Annotated in this window: 23 protein-coding genes; 12 read left to right on the top strand and 11 right to left on the bottom strand. The window is 70.0% G+C overall.

The annotated features are described in order from the left end of the window. The first annotated feature begins 28 nt into the window (after positions 1 to 28). The 4 genes from QWI33_RS17680 to QWI33_RS17665 all read left to right on the top strand — a co-directional run bounded on the left by QWI33_RS17680 (position 29) and on the right by QWI33_RS17665 (position 5,157). On the top strand, positions 29 to 1,012 hold the full coding sequence (locus tag QWI33_RS17680; RefSeq protein WP_289958467.1) for an ABC transporter permease: 984 nt from the start codon (positions 29 to 31) through the stop codon (positions 1,010 to 1,012). Then, a complete protein-coding gene (locus QWI33_RS17675) occupies positions 1,009 to 1,950 on the top strand; it encodes a carbohydrate ABC transporter permease (RefSeq protein WP_289958466.1) in 942 nt (313 codons plus the stop codon). The genes QWI33_RS17680 and QWI33_RS17675 overlap by 4 nt, the downstream gene beginning before the upstream one ends. A gap of 232 nt (positions 1,951 to 2,182) precedes the next feature. After that, positions 2,183 to 2,899 (top strand): FadR/GntR family transcriptional regulator, encoded by a 717-nt coding sequence (locus QWI33_RS17670; RefSeq protein ID WP_289958465.1) that lies wholly within the window; start codon positions 2,183 to 2,185, stop codon positions 2,897 to 2,899. A 206-nt stretch (positions 2,900 to 3,105) separates the two neighbouring features. Further along, positions 3,106 to 5,157 (top strand): alpha-galactosidase, encoded by a 2,052-nt coding sequence (locus tag QWI33_RS17665; protein ID WP_289958464.1) that lies wholly within the window; start codon positions 3,106 to 3,108, stop codon positions 5,155 to 5,157. A gap of 26 nt (positions 5,158 to 5,183) precedes the next feature. Here QWI33_RS17665 and QWI33_RS17660 read toward each other — a convergent pair whose 3' ends face one another. Then, entirely contained in the window at positions 5,184 to 5,846 is a 663-nt protein-coding gene (locus QWI33_RS17660) for a DNA alkylation repair protein (protein ID WP_289958463.1), read from the bottom strand. A gap of 29 nt (positions 5,847 to 5,875) precedes the next feature. After that, the gene (locus QWI33_RS17655) at positions 5,876 to 7,450 is read right to left on the bottom strand and encodes a phytoene desaturase family protein (protein ID WP_289958462.1); all 1,575 of its coding nucleotides are present in this window, start codon (positions 7,448 to 7,450) and stop codon (positions 5,876 to 5,878) included. A 164-nt stretch (positions 7,451 to 7,614) separates the two neighbouring features. Here QWI33_RS17655 and QWI33_RS17650 point away from each other — a divergent pair, with 164 nt between their 5' ends. The 7 genes from QWI33_RS17650 (at position 7,615) to QWI33_RS17620 (ending at position 15,374) form a co-directional block, all read left to right on the top strand. Further along, a complete protein-coding gene (locus QWI33_RS17650; protein WP_289958461.1) occupies positions 7,615 to 8,634 on the top strand; it encodes a LacI family DNA-binding transcriptional regulator in 1,020 nt (339 codons plus the stop codon). Positions 8,635 to 8,677: 43 nt separating this feature from the next. Continuing rightward, complete coding sequence (locus tag QWI33_RS17645; RefSeq protein WP_289958460.1) at positions 8,678 to 9,955, top strand: extracellular solute-binding protein; 1,278 nt, start codon at positions 8,678 to 8,680, stop codon at positions 9,953 to 9,955. A 3-nt stretch (positions 9,956 to 9,958) separates the two neighbouring features. Then, positions 9,959 to 10,912, top strand: coding sequence for a carbohydrate ABC transporter permease (locus tag QWI33_RS17640; protein ID WP_289958459.1), 954 nt, complete (start codon positions 9,959 to 9,961; stop codon positions 10,910 to 10,912). Further along, the gene (locus QWI33_RS17635; RefSeq protein ID WP_289958458.1) at positions 10,912 to 11,796 is read left to right on the top strand and encodes a carbohydrate ABC transporter permease; all 885 of its coding nucleotides are present in this window, start codon (positions 10,912 to 10,914) and stop codon (positions 11,794 to 11,796) included. The genes QWI33_RS17640 and QWI33_RS17635 overlap by 1 nt, the downstream gene beginning before the upstream one ends. A gap of 27 nt (positions 11,797 to 11,823) precedes the next feature. Then, entirely contained in the window at positions 11,824 to 12,780 is a 957-nt protein-coding gene (locus QWI33_RS17630) for a glycoside hydrolase family protein (protein WP_289958457.1), read from the top strand. Beyond that, positions 12,777 to 13,691 (top strand): carbohydrate kinase family protein, encoded by a 915-nt coding sequence (locus QWI33_RS17625; RefSeq protein WP_289958456.1) that lies wholly within the window; start codon positions 12,777 to 12,779, stop codon positions 13,689 to 13,691. The genes QWI33_RS17630 and QWI33_RS17625 overlap by 4 nt, the downstream gene beginning before the upstream one ends. A gap of 153 nt (positions 13,692 to 13,844) precedes the next feature. Continuing rightward, positions 13,845 to 15,374: a glycoside hydrolase family 32 protein gene (locus QWI33_RS17620; RefSeq protein ID WP_289958455.1), complete on the top strand. Its 1,530-nt coding sequence runs from the start codon at positions 13,845 to 13,847 to the stop codon at positions 15,372 to 15,374. A gap of 108 nt (positions 15,375 to 15,482) precedes the next feature. Here QWI33_RS17620 and QWI33_RS17615 read toward each other — a convergent pair whose 3' ends face one another. The 7 genes from QWI33_RS17615 to QWI33_RS17585 form a co-directional block, all read right to left on the bottom strand. Further along, entirely contained in the window at positions 15,483 to 16,064 is a 582-nt protein-coding gene (locus QWI33_RS17615) for a suppressor of fused domain protein (protein WP_289958454.1), read from the bottom strand. Between the two features lie 67 nt (positions 16,065 to 16,131). Then, positions 16,132 to 16,656: a GH-E family nuclease gene (locus QWI33_RS17610; protein ID WP_289958453.1), complete on the bottom strand. Its 525-nt coding sequence runs from the start codon at positions 16,654 to 16,656 to the stop codon at positions 16,132 to 16,134. Continuing rightward, positions 16,643 to 17,137, bottom strand: a complete 495-nt coding sequence (locus QWI33_RS17605; protein ID WP_353895509.1) for a WXG100-like domain-containing protein — start codon at positions 17,135 to 17,137, stop codon at positions 16,643 to 16,645. Before QWI33_RS17605 ends, QWI33_RS17610 begins: the two co-directional genes overlap by 14 nt. Before the next feature lie 18 nt (positions 17,138 to 17,155). Continuing rightward, positions 17,156 to 17,497: a type VII secretion target gene (locus QWI33_RS17600; protein ID WP_289958451.1), complete on the bottom strand. Its 342-nt coding sequence runs from the start codon at positions 17,495 to 17,497 to the stop codon at positions 17,156 to 17,158. 254 nt (positions 17,498 to 17,751) lie between these two features. After that, on the bottom strand, positions 17,752 to 18,162 hold the full coding sequence (locus tag QWI33_RS17595) for an SHOCT-like domain-containing protein (RefSeq protein WP_289958450.1): 411 nt from the start codon (positions 18,160 to 18,162) through the stop codon (positions 17,752 to 17,754). 13 nt (positions 18,163 to 18,175) lie between these two features. Continuing rightward, entirely contained in the window at positions 18,176 to 18,436 is a 261-nt protein-coding gene (locus QWI33_RS17590) for a hypothetical protein (RefSeq protein WP_289958449.1), read from the bottom strand. Continuing rightward, positions 18,433 to 18,810 carry a DUF2089 domain-containing protein gene (locus QWI33_RS17585; protein ID WP_289958448.1) on the bottom strand — a complete coding sequence of 126 codons (378 nt, stop codon included), beginning with the start codon at positions 18,808 to 18,810 and terminating at the stop codon, positions 18,433 to 18,435. The genes QWI33_RS17590 and QWI33_RS17585 overlap by 4 nt, the downstream gene beginning before the upstream one ends. Positions 18,811 to 19,031: 221 nt before the next feature. On the opposite strand from QWI33_RS17585, the gene QWI33_RS17580 reads away from it, so the two are divergent. Next, complete coding sequence (locus QWI33_RS17580; protein ID WP_289958447.1) at positions 19,032 to 19,733, top strand: GDSL-type esterase/lipase family protein; 702 nt, start codon at positions 19,032 to 19,034, stop codon at positions 19,731 to 19,733. Between the two features lie 139 nt (positions 19,734 to 19,872). Here the strand turns inward: QWI33_RS17580 and QWI33_RS17575 are convergent, their stop codons facing one another. Together QWI33_RS17575 and QWI33_RS17570 are read right to left on the bottom strand one after the other, a co-directional pair. Further along, the gene (locus QWI33_RS17575) at positions 19,873 to 20,700 is read right to left on the bottom strand and encodes a phosphotransferase (RefSeq protein ID WP_289958446.1); all 828 of its coding nucleotides are present in this window, start codon (positions 20,698 to 20,700) and stop codon (positions 19,873 to 19,875) included. 161 nt (positions 20,701 to 20,861) lie between these two features. Continuing rightward, positions 20,862 to 21,425, bottom strand: a complete 564-nt coding sequence (locus QWI33_RS17570) for a M15 family metallopeptidase (RefSeq protein ID WP_289958445.1) — start codon at positions 21,423 to 21,425, stop codon at positions 20,862 to 20,864. Between the last annotated feature and the right edge of the window lie 101 nt (positions 21,426 to 21,526).

Below are 21,526 nucleotides of genomic sequence, written 5' to 3'. Positions count from 1 at the left end.
CGACCTCGGACTTGAGACTGGAATTCCCATGGCAACTATGCAAAGCGAGGCCCCGCCGACCACGGCCCGGACTCCGAACGCGCGCATCGTCAAGCGCAAGCGGTCCGCCGCCCAGCGGCTGCGGCACGACTGGCCCCTCCTGGTGCTCGCCCTCCCGGTGCTCGTCCAGCTCGCGCTGTTCTTCTACTGGCCTTCGGCCTGGAACATCATCGCGTTCATGGACTACAGCCCCCACCGGCCGTTCTGGGAGAACCCGTTCGTCGGCTTCGCGTGGTTCGAGCGGCTCTTCAACGACCCGTACTTCGTTCCGGCGCTGCTGAACACGCTGAAGTTCGCCGCCGCGCACCTGCTGTTCCTGTTCCCGCTCTCGGTCGTGCTCGCACTGGTCATGCACTCGGTGGTCTCCACCAAGGTCCGCAGCACGTTCCAGTCGATCGTGTACCTGCCGTACTTCTTCTCCTGGGTCCTGGTCGTCACCGTGTTCGTCCAGGTCCTGGGCGCCGACGGGCTCGTCTCCAACTGGCTCATGAGCCTCGGCGGCGACCGCCTCACCTTCACCTCCAACCCGGACACCTTCCTGGTGCTCGCGTGGATGCAGTGGGCGTGGAAGGACGCCGGCTGGGGCATGATCATCTTCCTCGCGGCCCTCGCCTCCATCAACCCGAGCCTCTACGAGGCCGCCGCGGTCGACGGCGCCAACCGCTGGCGGCGGATGTGGCACATCACCCTGCCCGGGATCAGGCCCGTCATCATCCTCCTGCTCATCCTCCAGATCGGCGGCATCCTCTCCGTCGGCTTCGAGCAGTACCAGCTGCAGCGCAACGCCATCGGCTACCAGGCCACCGAAGTGCTGGACACCTACGTGTACTACCGCAGCGTCATCGGCACCGAAGGGGCCTCGTTCGGCACCGCGGCCGGCCTGTTCAAGGGCGCGATCGGACTCGTCCTGATCCTCGCCGCCAACAAGGTCGCGCACCGCCTCGGAGAGCAAGGGATCTACCAGAAGTCATGACCGCCGTAGACATCAAGCCCAAGCCCCGCAAGAGCGCCCGTCCCGTCTGGGACGAGGAGCCCTCCCTCGTCGGCAAGAGCGTGAAGGCCCTGTTCCTGATCGCCTACGCGGCAGCGATCCTGGTGCCGCTCTGGGCGATCGTGGCCACCAGCTTCGCCAGCGAGGACGCCCTCTCCCGAGCGGGCGGGAACCTGCTGCTCATCCCGACCGACCTGAGCCTCAGCGCCTACCAGGAGATCTTCTCCGGCGGCGCGCTCACCGACTCGCTGATCCTCACCGTGGTACTCACGGTGGGCGGCACCGCCTTCAGCATGGTGCTCACGATCTGCGGGGCCTACGCGCTCTCGCGCACCGGCTCGTTCCTGCACCGGCCGATACTCATGCTCGTGCTGTTCACGTTCCTGTTCGGCCCCGGCATGTACCCCAGCTTCCTGGTGGTGCAGAAGCTCGGCCTGTTCAACGACTACCTGTCGCTGATCCTGCCGGTCGCGCTGAGCGCCTTCAACCTGATCGTGCTCCGGGCGTTCTTCATGAACACGATCCCCGGCGAGCTGCTGGACGCGGCCCGCATCGACGGCGCCGGCGAGTTCCGGATCCTCCTGACGATCGTGCTGCCGATGTCGAAGGCGATCCTCGCGGTCGTCGCCCTGTTCTACGCCGTGGGCTACTGGAACATCTACTTCTCGGCCGTGCTCTACACGCCCGGCCTGGAGACCCAGCCGATCCAGGTCGTCCTCCAGCGGATGCTCATGTCCACGCAGGGCCTGCCCGAGGGCGCCTCGGCCACGGCGCAGTACCAGGACCAGGGCGAGGCCGCGCCCACCGCGGCCCTGAAGATGGCGGTCGTGGTCTGCACGGTCCTCCCGATCGTGATCATGTACCCGTTCATCCAGAAGCACTTCACCAAGGCCGTCATCACGGGGGCCATCAAGGGGTAGAGACGTCCCGGGGGCTCGCCTCCGGGACGGCCGCGGGCACGATGTGAGGGTCGGGGGGTCGATTCGCTGTCGTACCGCTCGCGGCCGAGGGCCTTCCGAACCGGGCAACGCAGACTGCACACTGCGCCGGGATCGGAAGGCCCTCTCAGCGTCCCGCCCGTACCACGGGATCGTGACCTGAAAGATCCGACCATTCTTGCGGTTCTGACGCGACTCGGCGATACTTGCACCCATGTCCCGCACGGACGATGTCGTCAACGGCATCAAACACATGATCCTCAACGGCGATCTGCGCCCCGGTGAACGCCTGCCCGTGGAGAAGGAGCTCGCCGAGACCCTGGGCGTCTCCCGCGGCTCCCTCCGCGAAGGCGTCCGGGCCCTGTCGATCCTCGGCATCCTCAACTCGCGCCAGGGCGACGGCACGTATGTGACCGACCTCGACGTCTCGCAGCTGCTCGCGCCGATGGGCTTCGTCGTCGACCTCCAGGGCGACGGGCAGACCCTGCACCTCCACGCGATCCGCCGCCTGCTCGAATGCGAGGCGGCCCGCCTCGCCGCCACCCGGATCACCGACGACGCGCTCAAGGAGGCCGAGACCCTGCTGGACGAGGCCGGCCGCATCCTCGATGAGCACCCCGACGCGCACGAGCGGATCATCGAGATCGACATCGCCTTCCACCGCATCATCGCCGCGCACACGGGCAATCCCGTGCTCACCGGCATGATCGAGACCTTCGCCAGCCGCACCATCAGAGAGCGGTTGTGGCGGAGCCTGCGCGAGGAGGGCATCGACCGGCGCACGCACGGCGAGCACCACGCCATCTGGCGGGCCCTGAAGTACCGCGACCCCGACGCGGCCCGCATCCGCATGGCCAACCACCTCTTGGGCGTCGAGGACTCGCTGCCGTTCCTCCCCACTGAAGACGAGGAATCGCCGCTCGAACCGTGACGGATACGGGCATAGAAACATCATATCTATTGTCATGATCCTGCTTGCTGTGTAGACATTGATGTACCTTTTATGACCAAATGACCGCCATATCCCGCGGCATTCATCGCATAATTTCAAGGGCTCGACCCTTGTGCTCGCCACGCACGGCCACTAGCTTGATTCGTTGACCCTCCGGCACACAACGATCCAAAGTGGAGCAAAAAGTGGCAGTGACGCCCCCTCGGCACCCCGGCCCCGCGACCGCCTTCGAGTGGTCCCGGCCCGGCATGCACCTGCGATTCGAGCACGGCGAGGACCACCCCGTCCGGCTCGCCCACTGGGCGACCGGCCCGGACGCCCCATCGGTGGTCGCGCCCATGCCCGTCGCCGACTACAGCACCGCAGGCGAGCACCGCGCCCGCCCCGACCAGAGCCTCCTGCACTGGGGCTCCGGGCCGCGCCTGCGCTACACCGGCCACGAAGCGGACGGCGACGAGCTGCGCATCAGCCAGCGCGAGCCGGGGTCCGGCATCGAGGTCCACAGCAGTTTCCGCGCCGCGGGGCCGGGGCTCCAGATCCGGCACACCGTCCGCAACGCCACCGCCGAGGAGGTCGTGCTCCTCAACGTGGCCTCCGCGATCGTGGCGGTGCCCGAAGCCGCGCACGACCTGCTGTGGGGCGAGAGCGAATGGCTCGCCGAGGGGCGCTGGCACCAGCGGCCCGTCGAGGAGCTGCTGCCGAACGTCAACCCGGGGTTCCACGGTCGGCGCAACCGGGGGAACTTCGGCGTGACCAGCCACGGGTCGTTCTCCAGCGGCGCGTACCTGCCGACCGGGGTCCTGGCCCTGGAGGACGGGCCCTCGATCGCGTGGCAGGCCGAGACGAGCGCGGGCTGGCACTGGGAGGCCTCGCAGCACGAGGGCACGGTGATCGTGGGGGTGTACGGCCCGACGGATCTGTACCACCAGTTCGCGGCGCGTCTGGCGCCCGGCGAGGCGTTCACGACGGTGCCGGCGGGGTTCTGCGTCGCCGGGGGCGGGCGGGACGCGGCCTTCGGGGCGCTCACGGACTACCGGCGCGCGATCCGGGAGATGCGGCCGATCGATGCGCGGCTTCCCTTGGTGTACAACGACTTCATGAACACGCTGATGGCCGGTCCCTCCACGGAGAAGGAGCTGCCGCTGATCGAGGCGGCCGCGGCGGCGGGCGCGGAGTACTACTGCATCGACGCCGGGTGGTACGGGACCGGGAACTGGTGGACGGACTCGGGCGACTGGCGCGAGGTCCCCGGGCTGTTCACCGGCGGTCTGGTCTCGGTCATCGAGGCGATCCGCGCCAAGGGGATGCGGCCGGGGATCTGGCTCGAGCCCGAAGCGGTCGGCGAGCAGGCGAAGGCGGGGCGGGAGCTGCCCGACGCGGCGTTCTTCCAGCGGTTCGGCAAGCGGGTCTGCGAGACCGGGCACTTCCAGCTCGACTTCCGCCACCCGGCGGCGCGCGCGCATCTGGACGAGGCCGTGGACCGGCTCGTGGCCGAGTTCGGGATCGAGTTCTTCAAGCTGGACTACAACGTGAACTCCGGCGTGGGGACCGATGTGGACGCCGCCGGCCCGGGGGCCGGGCTGCTGGGGCACACGCTCGCGTTCCGGGGGTGGCTGAGCGACGCGCAGGCGCGGCATCCGGAGGTCTTGTTCGAGAACTGCGGTTCAGGCGCGATGCGCATGGACTACAACTTGCTGTCCGTGGCGCACTTGCAGTCGACGAGCGACCAGCAGGACTTCCGGCTGTATGCGGCGATCGCGGCGGCGGCGCCCGCGAGCGTGGCGCCGGAGCAGGCGGGGAACTGGGCGTACCCGGACAAGGCGATGAGCTCGGAGGAGACGGCGTTCGCGATGACGGCGGGCGTGATGAGCCGGCTCTACCTCTCGGGGTTCCTCGGCGGGCTCGGCGAGGAGCAGTTCGCATTGGTGCGCGAAGCGATTGCGCTGCACAAGGACTGGCGGCAGCGGATCGCCGTGTCGCACCCGGTGTGGCCGCTGGGCCTGCCCGGTTGGGACGACGACGTGCTCGCGCTGCAGCTCGACGCCGGGGACGAGTCGCTGCTGGCGGTGTGGTCGCGGGGCGGGGCCGTGGAGGTCGGGCTGCCGGGGCTGCGCGGGCGGACGCTGGAGCAGGTCTACCCGGTCGCGCTGCCGGAGTGGAAGGTCCGCGCGGCCGAGGGCGGGCCGGTCGTGGAGGTGCAGGCCGGTCCGGCGGCCCGGATCTTCGCGGTGCGGTAGCGGGGCGCGGCCGATCGGGTCCGCGCTCAGGCGTTCTGGCGGCGCACGATCTCGTTGATCCAGACGGGCGCGAAGGGCGAGGTGCAGTTCGGCGGCGTCGGGTAGTCCTTGAGCACTTCGAGCCGCTCGCCGATGGCGATGGCGCGCTCGCGGAGGTCGGCGTGCGAGATGCCGATCTGGGCGAGGCACTGGTTCATCGCCCATTGGAGGCGGTCGGGGGCGTCCTTCATCTCGGCTTCGATCACGTCGAGGAGGCCCGTGAGGTCGAGGCCCTCGGGCCGCTTCTGGACGCGTTCGCTCGTCAGCGCCCAGCCGGCGGAGGCGGTCACCGGGTCCGGGTCGTCGATCCAGGCCAGGCGGAGCGCTTCGGCCTGCGGGTGCTTCTTGACCACGTAGTTCACGAGCCAGTCGTGGACCTTCGGGGTCCGCGCCTCGCGCAGCATCGCGTCGAGCTCGTCCTGTTCGAAGGCCTTCGGGCGGCAGATCAGCAGGGCGAGCAGGCGCGCGGCGGTGTCCCCGGTGGCCCAGAGCTCCCGCGCGAGGTCCTGCCGGGTCTTCAGCCGCTTGGCGACGGCGCGGAGTTTGGTGAGGTTCACGCCGTGGTCGTCGCCGTGCCGCTCGTTCACTTCGCGGATCCTCGGGTCCTCGAGTGCGGCCAGCTCGGCCATGACCTCGTCCTTCGTTGGCATCGCCGCCTCCTTCGCCTCTGCCGGGCAGTCTACGTCCGGGGTCCGACGCCCGGCCGGGCTTCGAGGACGGCCATGGCCGCATTGCGCCCGGGGATCCCGCTCACGCCGCCGCCGCGCACGGCCCCGGCGCCGCAGAGGAGCACGTTGGGGTGCTCGGTCTCCACGCCCCAGCGGCCGGTCGCCGCATCGGTGCGGAACGGCCAGGAAAGGTCGCGGTGGAAGATGTTGCCGCCGGGGAGCCTGAGGTCGCGTTCGAGGTCGACCGGGGTCTTCGCCTCGATGCACGGCGCGCCGTCGCCGTCCGTGGCGAGGCAGTCGGCGAGCGGCTCGTCGAGGTACCGGTCGAGCTGGGCGACCGTGGCCGCGAGCAGCCGCGCCCTCTCGTCCCCGGTGCCGTCGAAAAGCCTTGCGGGCGTGTGGAGTCCGAAGAGGGTGAGGGTCTGGTAGCCCGCGCGCGCCAGCTCCTCCCCCAGGATCGACGGGTCGGAGAGGGAGTGGCAGTAGATCTCGGAGGGCGGCTGCGACGGGAGCCGCCCGGAGGCCGCCTCGGTGTAGGCGGCTTCGAGCTGCGCGAAGGATTCGGCGACGTGGAAGGTCCCGGCGAAGGCCTCGCGGGGGTCCGCACCGGCGTCGCGCAGCCTCGGCAGCCGCTTGAGGAGCATGTTGACCTTGAGCTGCGCCCCTTCTGCGGGTTCGGGCCGCTCCCGGCCGAGCAGGTCGGCGAGCGCCTCGGGCGAGGCGTTCACCAGGACGTGCCGGGCGTCGACCGTGCCGCTCCCCCGGTCGTTCTCGTAGGCCACTTCGGCGCGCTCGCCGTCCGTGGCGATCCCCGTGACCTCGTGGCCGGTGAGGATCTCCGCGCCGGCCGCCCGGGCGACGCGGGCGAGTTCGTCGGTGAGGGCGCCCATGCCGCCCACGGGGACGTCCCAGTCGCCGGTGCCGCCGCCGATCACGTGGTAGAGGAAGCACCGGTTCTGGCGCAGGTCCTCGGCCCAGGCGGAGGTGAAGGTGCCGATGAGGCCGTCGGTGAGCACGACACCGCGCACGAGGTCGTCGGTGAACGTCTGCTCGATCGTCTCGCCGAGGGGCCGCCGGAAGAACATGTCCCAGATCCGGTCGTCGCCCACCCGCCGGCGCAGTTCGTCCTCTGTGGGCAGTGGTTCGGTGAGGGTGGGGAAGACCCGGGCCGCCACGTGCGCGGCCTTGCCGTAGAACTCCTGCCAGGCCTCGAATTCGCGTTCGGAGCCGGTGAGCCTCGCGAAGGACTCCCTGGTCCGGGCCGAGTCGCGAGTGACGAGGAGCCCGGTGGAGCGGCCGTCGCGCTCGGTCGGCGTGTAGGAGGAGACGCCGCGCTTGCGCACGGTGAACCGCAGGCCGAGGTCGTCGACGATCATGCGCGGCAGGAGGCTCACCAGGTACGAGTACCGGGAGAGGCGGGCGTCGACGCCGGGGAACGCGGGTGCCGAGATGGCGGCGCCTCCGGTGCGGCCCAGGCGTTCCAGGACGAGGACGCGTCGTCCCGCACGGGCCAGGTAGGCGGCGGAGACGAGGCCGTTGTGGCCGCCGCCGACGATCACGGCGTCGTAGGACTGGTGCTGAGCCATGCCCATTCCTAACACGGGCCCGGCGCGTCGTGACCGAACCGTGACATCAGCGTGGCCGGGTTGTTTCCGAACGGTCGTAGATTCTCCGTTAATCGATTAACGAACTCATGCGGATGAGTTGCGGCACGTTAGTTAATCGATTAACCGATGAAGGGAAGTCAACGGTGACCAAGCAGCCCCGATTGGCCGATGTCGCACGGGCGGCCGGCGTCTCCACGGCCACGGCCTCCATGGCGCTCAACGACACCGGGGGCCGGCGCATCGGCCCCGAGACCCGCGAGCGGGTCCGGGCCGCCGCCGCCGAGCTGGGGTACCGGCCGAACACGGTGGCGCGGGGGCTGCGGACGCGGCGGACCCAGATGATCGGGTTCGTCGGCGACGACGTGGCGACCACGCCGTTCGCGGGCCAGATGATCCGCGGCGCCCACGACGCGGCCCGCGAGGCCGGGTTCCTGCTGCTCATGGTCGACACCTCGGGGGACCCCGCCGAGACCGAGGAGGCGATCGGCGCGCTCCAGGAGCGCCAGATCGACGGCATCCTCCTCGCCACCATGTACCACCAGGTGGTGGCGGTGCCGGACGCGATGGGCTCCACCCCTTGCGTACTGCTCGACGCCCGCACCGCCGACGGCTCGGCCTCCTCGGTCGTGCCCGACGAGCGCGGCGGCACCCTCGGGGTGCTCGCCGAGCTCACCGGCGCGGGGCACGTCAGGATCGGGCACGTCACCACCCGCGAGCAGGTCCAGGCCCGAGCCGTCCGGCTCGAGACCTGGCGCGAGCGGGTCGCCGAGTGCGGCGTCGACCCCGAGCCGCTGCTGGTGGAGGTCGAGCACGCCACCACCCAGCTCGGCTACGAAGGCGCGCTCGTACTGCTCGCCCGGCCCGACCGGCCCACCGCCGTCTTCTGCTTCAACGACCGGATGGCCATGGGCGTCTACCGCGCCGCCGCCGAACTCGGCCTCGCCATCCCCGCAGACCTGTCGGTCGTCTCCTACGACGACCAGGAGCTCATCGCACCGGCACTGCATCCCGGGCTCACCTCGGCCGCCCTCCCCCACTACGACATGGGGCGCTGGGCGGTCGTGGAGCTGCTGCGCCGCCTCGACGACCCCGAGGCCGCGCCCGTCCAGCACCGCATGCCCTGCCCGGTGGCCCGGCGGCAGTCCGTCGCCAAGCCGCGCTAGCCCTTCTCAGCCCTTCCGCCCGAATCACATTGGAGTGAGCACCATGCAACGACGCCACCTCATGAAACTCGCCGCCGCGTCCGGCGGCGCCGCCCTCGCCGGCCCCGCCCTGGCCGCCTGCACCGCCTCCGGCTCCGCCTCCGACGGCGAGCTGCTCCTCTGGAGCCACAACGCCGGCAGCCCGCTCGAAGTCGCGGTCACCGAGGACATCATCAAGGCCTTCAACGGGTCCCACGACAACCTCAAGGCCACCCTCGAACCGTTCCCGCAGGACGTCTACAACGACTCCGTGAACGCCGCCGCACTCTCCGGCGACCTTCCCGACCTGCTCACTGTGGACGGACCGAACGTCCCCAACTGGGCGTGGGCCGGGCACCTCCAGCCAATCGAAGTGCCCGAGGCGATCACCGCGAAGTTCCTGCCCTCGACCCTCGGGGTCTTCCAGGACCAGCTGTACGCCGTGGGCCACTGGGAGGCCGCCTGCTCGGTCTTCGCCCGCCAGTCGGTGCTGGAGACCGCGGGCGTCCGCATCCCCACGATCGAATCCCCCTGGAGCCGCGAGGAGTTCGACGACGCGCTCCTGGCCGTCACCGGCACGGCCGGCTACGAGTACGCGATCGACTTCTCCACCGCCGACACCGGCGAGTGGTACCCCTACGCATTCTCCCCGTTCCTGCAGAGCTTCGGCGGCGACCTCATCGACCGCGGGACCTACCTGAAGTCCGACGGCGTCCTCAACGGACCGGAGGCGCTGGCCTGGGGCGAGTGGTTCCAGGGCCTGTTCACCGCGGGGCTCTCCAACCCGGAGTCCCCCGGCGGTGCCGAGGACTTCATGCAGGGCAAGGCCGCCATGGCCTTCCACGGCAACTGGGGCGCTCTGCCCGCCATCGACCTCTACGACGACATGCTGTTCCTGCCCCCGCCCGACTTCGGCAACGGCCCCAAGATCGGCGGCGGCTCCTGGCAGTGGGCCGTCACCGCCACCGCGGACAAGGCCGGGGCGAACTCCTGGCTCGAGACCGCGCTCTCGGACGAGTACGTCGCCGAGTACGCCAACCAGACCGGCCTCATCCCCGCCACCGACGCCGCCGCCGAGCTCACCGAGCACTACGGCACCGACGGGAAGCTGCGCATGATGGTCGAGTACTCCAAGGCCTACGCGACGCTGCGCCCGGAGACCCCCGCGTACACCGTGATCGCCTCCGTGTTCACCCAGTACGCCGGGGACGTCATCCACGGCGGCGACGTCAAGACCGCCCTGGACGCGGCCGTCGCCGAGATCGACGCCGACATCGACGCGAACTCCGGGTACGGGTTCTAAGCGATGGCGACCGCAACCGCCGAGAGGGCCGCCGCTCCGGCGGCGGCCCCGCCCGGGCCGCCGCGCCGCCGCCGCCGCACCCACTCCCGCACCGAGCAGCGCGCGGGCACCGCCTTCGCGGTCCCCGGAGTCGTGCTCCTCCTCGTGTTCGTCATCGGACCGGCCGTCGTGTCGCTGGTCCTGGCGTTCACCAACGCCAGGCTCATCTCCCCGACCCCGCCCGAGTTCATCGGCCTCGAGAACTTCCGCCGGGCCTTCGCCGACGACGCCACGTTCCACCGCTCGCTGCTGAACACCCTGCTGTTCGCGTGCATCGTCGTCCCGCTCCAAGGCGGGCTCGGGCTCGTCCTCGCGCTCCTGGTCAACCAGAAGCTCGCCGGGCGGAACTTCTTCCGCACCGTGTTCTTCCTGCCCGTGATCACCTCCATGGTGGTCGTCAGCCTCCTGTGGCGCTTCCTCTACCAGGAGGACGGGCTCGTCAACTCGGCCCTGTCGATGCTCACCGGCGGCGCGTGGGCCGGGCAGGCCTGGCTCGCCGACCCCTCGACCGCCATGGGCGCCATCGTGGTCATGAGCGTCTGGCAGGGCGTCGGATTCCACATGATCATCTGGCTCGCGGGCCTCCAGACCATCCCCGAGGAGGTCTACGAGGCCGGCGCACTCGACGGCACCACGCCGTGGCAGCGGTTCCGGCACCTCACCCTGCCGCTCCTCAAGCCCACCTTCGTGTTCGTGCTCATCACCATCACGATCGCCGCGATGAGCCTGTTCGTGCAGGTCAACATCATGACCGGCGGCGGACCCGTCGGATCGACCAGCACCATCGTGCTCCAGATCGTCCAGAAGGGATTCCAGCAGCAGCAGATGGGCTACGGCGCCGCGCTCTCGCTCGTCTTCTTCTGCATCGTGCTCACCCTGGCGCTCGTCCAGCGCCGCCTGACGAGGGACAAGGACTGATGAACGCCGCCACCGCCCGCCGCGGGTGGACCTACCTGCCGATGACCGTGCTCGCGGCCTTCTTCCTCTTCCCCATCGTGTTCATGCTCGCCGCGAGCCTCAAGAGCGACCACCAGATCTTCGCGGACATGAACTCGCTCAAGGCGTTCCTGCCCGTCGGGGACCTCTCCTTCGCGAACTACGCGGCCGTGTTCGACCGGGTCCCGTTCTGGCGCTTCCTCGGGAACACCCTGTTCGTCACCTTCATGGTCACCGCCCTCGGCCTCGTCGTGAACTCCATGTGCGGCTACGCGCTCGCCCGGATGCGCTGGAAGGGCCGCGGCCTGGTCTTCGGACTCATCATCGCCACGCTCATCCTGCCGTTCGACACCACCATCGTGCCGATGGTGTACCTCGTGGCGAACCTGCCGTGGGTGGGCTTCGACGGCCTCACCCCGGTGCTGGAGTTCGGCTGGCTCAACACCTACCGGGTGCAGATCGTGCCGTTCATCGTGAACGCCTTCTCGATCTTCCTGTTCGCCCAGTACTTCAAGAGCCTCCCCAAAGGACTCGAAGAGGCCGCCGCGATCGACGGCGCCGGCTGGCTGCGCACGTACTGGCGCATCATCGTGCCCCTCTCCAAGCCCGTGTTCGCCACCGTCGCGATCCTCACCGTGGTCACCTCCCCCGCCACCTGGAACGCGTACCTCTGGCCCCTCATGACCGTGCAGAGCGAGGAGCTGCGCCCCGTCATGGTCGGCGTCCAGTACTTCTTCCAGCTCGACACCGCCTGGGGCGAAGTGATGGCCTACATCACCATGATCACCGTCCCGATGGTGATCGTGTTCCTCGTCTTCCAGCGCTCGTTCATCCAGTCCATCGCCTCAGCGGGCATGAAGGACTGAACTCCCCACCCACTAGTAAGGACACTCATGCTCAAGCTCGCCGACCACTGGGTCTGGGACTCCTGGTACGCGACCGACGATGACGGCCGCCACCACGTGTTCTTCCTGCGCGCCTCCCGGGCGCTCCAGGAGGAGGGCCGCCGCCACCACCGCGCCTCCATCGGGCACGCCGTCTCCGCCGATCTGCTGGACTGGACGCTCCTGCCCGACGCGCTGGTCTTCGCCGACGCCCCGGCCTGGGACGACCAGGCCACCTGGACCGGCTCCATCGTGCGGGAGGACTCGGGGCGGTGGCGCATGTTCTACACCGGCGTCTCCCGGGCCGAGGGCGGGAACGTGCAGCGGATCGGCTCGGCCGTCTCCGACGACCTCCTCGTCTGGCACCGCGAACCGGGCCCGCAGGTCGAAGCCGACCCGCGCCATTACGAGCGGTTCTCCCCCGCGTCGGACTGGTTCGACGAGGCCTGCCGCGACCCGTGGGTGTTCCGCGCCGAGGACGGCTGGCACATGCTGTTCACCGCCAGAGCCGAAGGGCCCGAACCGACCCGCGAACGCGGCGTCGTCGGCCACGCCCGCTCGGCGGACCTGGAGACCTGGGAGGTGCTGGCGCCCCTGAGCCGCCCCGACGCGCTCGGCTTCGGCCAGATCGAGGTCACCCAGCTGCACCGGGTGGACGGCCAGTGGCTGCTGCTGTTCTGCTGCGGCAAGGCCGAAGCGGGCGACGCGCGCCGGGAACTGGGCGAGACCGGGGACAACTACGTCGTCCCCGTCGACGACCCGACCGGAGGGCTCGACGGCGTCGCCTTCGACATCGCCAAGGCCCGCCCGTTCGCGCACGAGAGCCTGTACGCCGCGAGACTCCACGACGTGGACGGGCAGACGGTTATCATCGGCTTCCGCAACATCGAGGACGGCGAGTTCGTCGGCGAGCTCACCGACCCGATTCCGGTGCGATGGGACGGCGAAAGGCTGGTACGCGCGTGATCGGAGTCATCGGCGAGGCCCTCATCGACCTGAAGGTCGACCAGGAGGACGCCCGCCATCCGGTCGCCCACCCCGGCGGCAGCCCGATGAACGTGGCCGTGGCCCTGGGGCGCCTGGGCGCCGAGGTCGCCTTCCTCGGGCGGCTCTCCGGCGACGCCTTCGGGAAGCTGCTGCGCACGCACCTCGCCGAGTCCGATGTGCACCTGCAATGGATCGTGGACGCACCGGAGCCGACGAGTCTGGCCATCGTCTCGGTCGATCCGGGCGGGTCGGCGAGCTACGCGTTCCATGTCGAGGGCACCGCCGACTGGCAATGGGCCCCGACCGAACTGCCCCCGAACCCGGGCCTGGACGCGGTGCACGCCGGATCGCTCGCGCTCGCCGTCGACCCCGGCGGGCCGGTGATCGCGCGGTGGCTCGAGGAGCTGAGCGCGCGCACCACGATCAGCCTGGACCCGAACGTGCGCCCGGCGCTCCTCGGCGACCGCGAGGCCTACCGGGCGCGCCTGGAGCGCTGGCTCGGGTTCGCGGCGATCGTGAAGGTCTCCGACGAAGACCTGGCATGGATCTGGCCCGGGACCGACCCCGCCGATCACGCCGACGCCTGGATCGCCGAGGGCCGCAAGCTGGTCGTGATCACACGCGGCGGCGAGGGCTCACTCGTGCGGACCGGCGGCGCCTCGTTCGCCGTGCCCGCCGCGCCGGTCGACATGGTCGACACGGTCGGCGCGGGCGACTCGTTCAGCGGCGCGCTGCTGGACTGGCTGGGCCGCAACGGGCGCCTGCGCCCTGACGACCTCGCCCGCCTCACCGCATCCGAGGCACGCGAGGCGGTCGAATTCGCCGCGAAGGTCGCCGCCATCACCTGCTCCCGAGCGGGCGCGAACCCGCCGTACCGATCGGAAATGTGACCTCGAACCATTCGGAATGGCCGATTCACATAGGCGGATCGGCCATTCCGAATTAACCGATATTAACCTCTAATATCGATAGATTTAACTTCGCTTAACTATTTACGCTGTGGACGTCAAGTCCGATTGCAAAAGCACGAGTCTGGAGCGACGATGCTGCGAGCCTCAAGAAGGAACCTCCTGCGCGCCGCCGCCCTCGGCGGCACGGTGAGCCTGATGGGAAGCCCCTCCTGGGCGCAAGACGCGACCTATCGGCCCGTCTACCACTTCTCCGTCCCCGACCACTGGAAGAACGATCCCCAGCGGCCGATCCATGTGGACGGCAAGACGTACTACTACTACCTCTACAACAAGGACTACCCGAATCTCGGCACGGGCACCTCATGGCGGATCGCCGCCTCAGACGACAATGTCGCCTTCACCGACCTCGGCACCGCCATTCCGAAGGAGACGAACCCGAACGGCTCGATCTGGTCCGGCTGCCTCGTCGTCGACGAGGCCGACACCGCCGGGTTCGGCGCGGGGGCGATCATCGCCCTCGCCACCCAGGAGGACCGCTTCGCCCCGGCCCCCCACCGCCAGGCGCAGTTCCTCTTCTACTCCACCGACGGCGGCCGGACCTTCGGCCGCCATGAGCCCGCCGTGCTGCCGAACCCCGGCGTCGTCGACTTCCGCGACCCGAAGGTCGTCTGGGACGCCCAGCGCTCGCAGTGGGTGATGGCCCTCGCCGAGAACGACAAGATCGGGTTCTACCGCTCCGCCGACCTCAAGAGCTGGGCGTACACCGAGGGCTTCATCAAGCAGGGCATCGGCGTGCTCGAATGCCCCGACCTGTTCCGGCTCGAATCCGCCACCGGTCCCGCCCGCTGGGTGCTCGGCGCCAGCGCCAACGCCAAGGGCTCCGGCGGGCCCGCGACCTACGCGTACTGGACGGGCGAGTGGAACGGCACGACGTTCGTCCCGGACCACCCGGACCCGAAATGGCTGGACCACGGCTGGGACTGGTACGGCGCGGTCACCTGGGAGCGGCGCACCGGCGGCCAGGTCGACCCGAGGGTCCGGTACGCCATCGGGTGGATGAACCACTGGGACTACCCGAACAACACCCCCTCGTGGGACGCCGACGGCTTCAACGGCACGGACTCGATCGTCCGCGAGATCTCGCTGAAGTGGACGGGCACTGCATGCGCATTGGTCTCGACGCCGGTTCGCACGCTCGCGGACCGCGCGTCGCGCGTCGTGGAGTTCGGCGATGTGGCGGTGGAGGGCGTCTCGGCGCTCGACTACCGGGGGCGCGCCTACGAGGTCAGGGCCCGCGTCACCTGGGAGCAGCTGAACAACGTCGGCCTGCAACTGCGCCTGTCCTCGGACGGCGCGCGGCACGCCGATGCCGGGGTCTACCTCGCCGGCGGCTACGCGTACCTCAACCGGGCCTTCACCGGGAACCCGGACCCCACGGGTCGGTGGATGGAGAGCCGGACCCCGTTCGACACCGCCCGCAAGGAGGTGCACCTGCGGATCCTCGTGGACAACCTGTCCGTGGAGGTCTTCGTGGACGATGGCCGGTACGTGCACTCGAGTCTGGTGTACGCCCGGCCGGAGGACGACCGCCTGGCCCTGTTCACCGATGGGGGCCGAGCCGTCTTCCGCGGTCTCACCGTCACCGAGTTCCACCAGATCTGAGCACTGTCGAGCTGAGCGCACTTGAAGCGAGCGGCACCGGGGCCGGGCGCGTGATGCGCCCGGCCCCGGTGGCCGTGGATTCGGGGTCCCCTGCCCTGGTCGGGCGGGTCAGACGACGGAGGCGCGCGCCAGGTCGGTCGGTTCGGCGCCGCGGGCCATCATGAGGTCGGTCATCTCGTCGACGCTGGTGCGCATGGCGAGTTCGAGTTCGGCGTTCGAGATCGGCACGGCCTGGAGGAACGCGACCTGGCGGCCCGCCGCGTCGAACGACTGCAGCCGGTCGCCCCACAGGAACGGGCTCATGAAGAGCAGGTGCTTCATCTCCAGGTCCGGGTAGTACCCCTCCACGATGCCGCCGAGGATGCGGTCGGGGTAGACGAACTCGCCGTCGAGGACCTGGAACGCGGCGGAGGCGAGGATGTTCGGGAAGAGGTCGAAGCCGTCGTCCGCGGCGCCGCAGATCTCGACGCCGAAGGGCATCTGCGTGTCGCCGTCCATGAGCGGGGCGGCCGAGAGGCCGAGCGTCGAGTAGGAGGCGATGCCGGGACCCGGCGAGCCGCCGTACTCGGCGACGTCCACGAACGCCGACTCGTCCTCGGTCCAGAACCGGGCGACCCGGTCGAACTCGCCGCCGTCGAAGGCGTCAGCCACCTTGAATCCGACGCGCTGGTCGGCTTCGGAAATCGCCATGTCAGTTCCTTACTGGGAGACAGACTCACTCGGGGACCGGTCGAACCGTACCTTGGCTTCGCGCCCGCTAGGGGGGCGGCGTGCCGTACCGGTTCTTCAGGAGCTTCGCCCACTCGTCGCCCTTGCCCTCGCCCGCGTGGCTCTGGTTGGAGCTGGGCAGTTCGGGGATGACGTGGTCGGGGGTGTTGTAGTCCTTGACGAACTGGCTGCGGGGGTAGATGTTCGTCCCGTACTTCTCCGCTGCGGCCTTGTGCTTGCGGAACTCCCAGTCGGGGGCGTGGCCGCCGTCCCAGCGGTCCTTCTTGTCCATGACCTTGCCGGTGAGCGGGTCGCGGACCTTGCCGTCGGCGCTGGACTTCTCGGCGTTCTCCCAGATCTTGTCCTTGGTGGACTTGTTGAACTTGGGGCGCTGGTAGGGGTCGTTGGCGACGGGCTGGCGCGGCGGGCGCTTGCGCTTCTTGGGCGGCGCGGGCGCCGCCGGGCCTTTGGCGGTCTTGAAGGTGCTGGTGCTGTTGAGCACGCCCGAGAGGAGCTTTCCGCGGGTGGAGGTGGTCTTGCGCGGGGAGGCGCTGCGCGATCTACCGGTTCCCACTGAGCACCGCCTCGGTGGCCATGCCCACGAGCATGTCGATGATCTTGCCGGTGATGGTCTTGAAGATCGGGATCTGCAGCAGCGAGGCGCCGAACGTGATCGCAGCGGTGGCGATCGCGTAGGTGATCTGGACCATGAGGATCACCAGCTGCACGATCACCTGGACCTTCAGGGCGAGGGTCAGGCCCGCTGCCGCCGTGAGGCCGATGCCGATGATGTTCAGCGGGTCGGCGGTGTCGCCGATGTTCCGGTTGGAGGACTCCTCGTCGTCCCACTCCGCGCCGAAGGCGTCGATGTCCTTGCCGGAGTTGGCGTCCAGGACCGTACGCGCGGCCGCGTTCAGCTCCTCGACGGAGCCGGAGATGGTCCCGGCCATCCCGGTCCAGGTGCCGGCCAGCTCGAAGAGCTTCTCCTCGTCGGACTCCGGCCAGCTGTAGCCGAGCATCCCCAGGATCGATACGAGTTCCGACGGCAGTTGCATACCCACGGGCGCGTCTCCTTACTGGACCGGTTGCTGCGGCACGAGCCCGGCGAAGAGCGCGTCGAGCTCCGCGGCGGCGTCGTCGTCGGCGGCCTGGTAGTCGTCGGCGAAGCCGCGCAGGCACTCCGCGTAGTCCGCGAGGCCCTCGATGTTCGTCTCGAAGCACTCTCGGGCCGCTTCGAGGCAGGCGGTGTGGGCCTCGCCGAGGATCGAGCCGATGTCGTCGCCGCCGAACGCGTCGAAGAGGGCCTCGGCCTCGGTGCGGAACTGCTCGTACCGGGCCTGGACGGAGGCCTTGGCCTGGTCCAGCTGCTCGGCGCCCTTCCGCAGCGATTCGGGGTCGATGTCGATGGACTGCATGTCGGTTCCCGCCTTCCGGACCGGCCTCGCGCTGAGGAGGTGAGCTGCAGCCACCCTACAAGACCAGGTTTACGGCGGTTCGCGCAAGTCGCGCGGTCGGGGGCGAGACCATATGGGGCAGAGGCGGAGCGGGAGCTGTCCAACCTGGTCGGTGGGGTCAGGCCCAGCCGGCCCGGCGCAGGCGCCTGCGCCGGGTGGCGGCCCGCCAGCGCGCCCTCGTCACCTTGGCCGCCACTCGGAACCGCCACATCGGACTACTCGCTGAAGACGCGGACCTGGGCATCGGAGCTGTCGATGTCCACGATCACCTCGTCGAGGTGGTTCACGAGCTCTTCGAGCTGCTCGGGCTTGAGCTGGGTCAGGTCGAAGGGCACGCCGGCCTTGGCCATCTCGGTGTTGGCCTTCTCGAGCGCCTGGGGCGGGACGAGGGCCGTGAGCCGCACCCCGGCGCGCAGGAGGGCCAGCGGCACGCGGATGTTGACGCGGCCGGGCTCGCCGTTGTCGACGTATTCGACGGCGAGCCGGAGGTACTTCGCCTTGGGTCGGCCGGCGGCGCTCGGAGCGGGCTCGCCCGCTTCGAGGGCGACCAGCAGCCGTTCGGCGTCGGTCGCGGTGATGGTGCCTTCGGCCAGCATGTCCAGGATGGCTTTGCGCTGTTCGTTCATTGCGGGGCCTCTCTTAGCGGATGGTGACGAGGAAGGCGTTGCGGCCCTGCTCGATGTCGAAGCGGGAGCCGGGGAGCGCGGCGATGACGCGCCAGACGCCGGCGAAGGTCTGCCGTACTCGCATGTGGAAGATCAGGCAGGCGAGGACGCCGCCCAGGACCGCCAGCAGGAGGATCGGCGAAAGCAGGATCACCAGGAGGAGCACGGGTACCCAGAGCCGTATGGTGCGGTGGCCGGGGCGGGTGACCCGGACGGTGACGAGCTGCGGCATCATGCTGTTCCTTCCAGTTCGGACAGTGCCTGGTCGGCGGTGATCTCGCCGCGGCGCAGCCGTTCGATGACGTCGGCGCGGGAGGGCGCCGGGTCGGTCTCGACGAAGTCGAGGGCCTGTGTGATCCGGTTGAGCCGCGCCTTGATGGTGGGGTAGCTGACGCCGAAGGTCCGCTCCATCTCCTTGATGGAGCCGTGGCACCGCACGAACGCGGTGACGAAGACCTGGTCCTCGGCGCTGAGCTGCGCGAGCTGCGGGAGTTCGAACGCGCCCTCGACGGCGACGCCGGTCTCGTCGAGGCGCACCCGCTCGACGGTGAACGACTGCCCGCGGGTCAGGTTGGTGAGCTCCTGCCAGTCCAATGCTTCATCTGCCATACCTTAATTTTTACTCGCATAGATCTTAACTTTCAAGAGTCAAAGATTGATTTTCTTAATTTCTGCGGCGATCGGGCGGCGAGGCGGGCTCATTCGGGCCGAAACCGCGCCCTCCCCGGGGCTCGCGCTCGCGGCACTGGTGTCGCTACGATGCCGTTGGCCCGGCGCAACCGCTTTCCTCCAGGTCTGGGCGCGCGCCACCGCATCGTGAAAGGCAGATCATGATCCACCTCGCAGGCGACTCGACCGTCGCTCCGACCGACGACGGCGCCTCCTCCGGGCACGCCGAACTGCCGCTCCTGGGCTGGGGCGACGAGCTCGCCGCGTTCCTCACCGAGCCGGTGAGCAACCGCGCCTTCGGCGGCGCCACGACCGCGACCTTCCGGGAGCGCGGCAACTGGAAGCTGATCACGGACGAGCTCCAGGCGGGCGACACCGTGGTCTTCGGCTTCGGCCACAACGACCAGAAGGAGCCCGAGACCCTCGCCGCGGAAGGCGGCTACCGCGAGCGCCTCACCGCGTTCATCGAGGAGGTCCGCAGCGCCGGCGCGAAGCCGGTCCTCACCACCAGCGTCGAACGGCGGATGTTCACTCCCGAAGGGGCGCTGCGGTACTCGCACGGCCCGTACCCGGCGGAGGTCCGCCGCCTCGGGCACGAACTGGACGTGCCGGTCATCGACCTCAACGCCTTCACGCGCTGGCTCTACACGTGGCTCGGCGCGGAGGCCTCGGCCGCGCTCTTCGTGCACGGCGCCGCCGCCGAGCGCGGCATCGAGGTGAGCGCCGACCTCAAGAAGGACAACACGCACTACACGACCGCCGGCGCCGCCGCGGTGGCGCGGTTCGTGGCCGAAGCGCTCCGCGCCCTCGACGGCGAAGGCACCGACGCCGTGCCGGCCGGGCTGGAGATGGTCCGCAAGTAGTCGCGGTACGCGACGCGGCAGGATATCGCGGGGCGCGGCCACGGACCGGCAGGCCCGGCCCGGACCGGGCGGAGCAGGCGATGGCCGTGCCGCCGGTCGGCGGCCGCCCCGCAGGCCGGTCGCGCCCGTCGGCGAATCCTCAGCGGTCGAGGGCCGAACGTATGCGGCCCATCCACTCTTCGGCGAGGCGGCGGCCGTCCGGGAGCCGGTCGTCGCGGTCCCAGCGCCAGGTGGTGACCATGGCGAGCATCAGGATGCGGCACTGGCGCACCAGTTCCCGGTCGACGCCCGGGTAGTGGTCGGCCACCTCGTCGGGCGCGTGCGCGAGGTCGAATTCGACGGGCCCGCGGCAGCACGTCTCGAAGTCGATGAACAGCGGCCCTTGCGCGGTGGCGAGCAGGTTGCCCGGGTGCGGCTCGCCGTGCAGCAGCTGGTCCTCGCCGCGCCCGGCGATCGCGCCCCGCAGGTCGCGCAAGGTGTCGGCCAGGATCTTCCGGTCCGGTTCGGCGAGTTCGGGACTGACCTCCCGGTCGGCGAGGATCTGCTGCGCCTCTTCGACCCGGTCGGTGAAGTGCGGCGCGGGCAGGTCGATCGACCGCATGCCTGCGTGCAGCCGCGCGAGGGCGTCGGCGTACTCGGCCGGAGGCATCTCGCGGGCCGAGACGGGGGCGTAGTAGGTCCACAATGTGATGTCGAAGCCGTCGCGCGCGTGGGCGCGCGGCTCCACGCGCGGATCGAGCGCGGCCACGGGGGAACCGGACTCGGCGAGCCGCCGGGCGATGCCGATCTCGAACTGCGCGCTCTGATGCGCCGCGGGGACGACCCGGGCGAGCACGTCGCAGGGCAGGAGCCGCAGTGTGAGAATGTTCGAGTCGTTCAGGACGACCGCGTCGTCGGCCCGCAGGCCGAGGGATGCGGCGGTCGACTTCGCCGCCTTCACCGCCCGCGCGGCGCTCGGAACCTCCATCGTCTTCAGGTTCCTCTCCCCAGCTCGGCCCGCGCACCTTGAACGCGTCCGAAGCGCTGCCCGCATTGCCGTGCACGGGCCTGCCGACATCGTACGGGCGCAGCGGCTTCCGCTCGAACGCGTTTTTTCCGCAGACGTTCGCAGTGGTCCGGAGGCACTGGTCAGCGCCGGTTGCGGGGGTCGACGGAGGGGTTGTCGTACATGGGCGGCGGGCCGTGCACGACCGCTTCGGGGCGCAGTTCGTAGTGCCAGGGCTCGTTCCGGTAGATCTGGCACAGGCCGTAGGCGGCGCCGTGCCGGGCCAGCCACGCCGCGGCGGCGGGCGGGCCGATGTCGACCGCGTGCCCGGCGACGTGGGCCGAGGTCTCCGGTGTGGACACCCAGCGGGAGGCGGCCTCCTCGGAGCCGTACTGGGCGACCGCTTCGCGGCGCAGGTGCCGCTGGTACTCCGGCGAGCGCCAGCCGCTGTTGACGTAGCAGACGAGGCCGTCGCGGGCCGCGTCCGCCGCGGCCCGGCGCACGGCGGCCAGGAGCGCCGGGTCGAGGTTGGCCACGCCCGCGACCGCGTCGTCGAAGACCGTGGTCCGGTACGGGACGGCGCCGTCGGCCACGCCGAGCGCGCCGCGGTCGCGGATGCGGAGGAGCCGGTAGCCGAGCGCCTTGGCGATCGCCGCGAGGACGGCGACGCCGTGGGCGGCCAGCCCCCGGCGGAGCCGGCGGGTCATGGTTCGTGCGGAAAGGCTGTAGGACATGCTCTCCAGTACAGGAGGGGCGGTGTTGTCGGCACGTTAGCGGTTTTCGATATGCCCGCGATAGGTCCGGGCCC

The sequence above is a fragment of the Glycomyces tritici genome, assembly GCF_030403505.1.
This window is presented reverse-complemented; position numbering and strand designations above follow the sequence as displayed.

Excerpts from the sequence above, each read along its gene's own strand:
- QWI33_RS17680 (WP_289958467.1), top strand. The coding sequence starts at position 29 with ATGGCAACTATGCAAAGCGAGGCCCCGCCGACCACGGCCCGGACTCCG.
- QWI33_RS17675 (WP_289958466.1), top strand. The coding sequence starts at position 1,009 with ATGACCGCCGTAGACATCAAGCCCAAGCCCCGCAAGAGCGCCCGTCCC.
- QWI33_RS17670 (WP_289958465.1), top strand. The coding sequence starts at position 2,183 with ATGTCCCGCACGGACGATGTCGTCAACGGCATCAAACACATGATCCTC.
- QWI33_RS17660 (WP_289958463.1), bottom strand. The coding sequence starts at position 5,846 with ATGCCAACGAAGGACGAGGTCATGGCCGAGCTGGCCGCACTCGAGGAC.
- QWI33_RS17655 (WP_289958462.1), bottom strand. The coding sequence starts at position 7,450 with ATGGCTCAGCACCAGTCCTACGACGCCGTGATCGTCGGCGGCGGCCAC.
- QWI33_RS17645 (WP_289958460.1), top strand. The coding sequence starts at position 8,678 with ATGCAACGACGCCACCTCATGAAACTCGCCGCCGCGTCCGGCGGCGCC.
- QWI33_RS17640 (WP_289958459.1), top strand. The coding sequence starts at position 9,959 with ATGGCGACCGCAACCGCCGAGAGGGCCGCCGCTCCGGCGGCGGCCCCG.
- QWI33_RS17635 (WP_289958458.1), top strand. The coding sequence starts at position 10,912 with ATGAACGCCGCCACCGCCCGCCGCGGGTGGACCTACCTGCCGATGACC.
- QWI33_RS17630 (WP_289958457.1), top strand. The coding sequence starts at position 11,824 with ATGCTCAAGCTCGCCGACCACTGGGTCTGGGACTCCTGGTACGCGACC.
- QWI33_RS17620 (WP_289958455.1), top strand. The coding sequence starts at position 13,845 with ATGCTGCGAGCCTCAAGAAGGAACCTCCTGCGCGCCGCCGCCCTCGGC.
- QWI33_RS17615 (WP_289958454.1), bottom strand. The coding sequence starts at position 16,064 with ATGGCGATTTCCGAAGCCGACCAGCGCGTCGGATTCAAGGTGGCTGAC.
- QWI33_RS17605 (WP_353895509.1), bottom strand. The coding sequence starts at position 17,137 with ATGCAACTGCCGTCGGAACTCGTATCGATCCTGGGGATGCTCGGCTAC.
- QWI33_RS17600 (WP_289958451.1), bottom strand. The coding sequence starts at position 17,497 with ATGCAGTCCATCGACATCGACCCCGAATCGCTGCGGAAGGGCGCCGAG.
- QWI33_RS17595 (WP_289958450.1), bottom strand. The coding sequence starts at position 18,162 with ATGAACGAACAGCGCAAAGCCATCCTGGACATGCTGGCCGAAGGCACC.
- QWI33_RS17590 (WP_289958449.1), bottom strand. The coding sequence starts at position 18,436 with ATGATGCCGCAGCTCGTCACCGTCCGGGTCACCCGCCCCGGCCACCGC.
- QWI33_RS17585 (WP_289958448.1), bottom strand. The coding sequence starts at position 18,810 with ATGGCAGATGAAGCATTGGACTGGCAGGAGCTCACCAACCTGACCCGC.
- QWI33_RS17580 (WP_289958447.1), top strand. The coding sequence starts at position 19,032 with ATGATCCACCTCGCAGGCGACTCGACCGTCGCTCCGACCGACGACGGC.
- QWI33_RS17575 (WP_289958446.1), bottom strand. The coding sequence starts at position 20,700 with ATGGAGGTTCCGAGCGCCGCGCGGGCGGTGAAGGCGGCGAAGTCGACC.
- QWI33_RS17570 (WP_289958445.1), bottom strand. The coding sequence starts at position 21,425 with ATGACCCGCCGGCTCCGCCGGGGGCTGGCCGCCCACGGCGTCGCCGTC.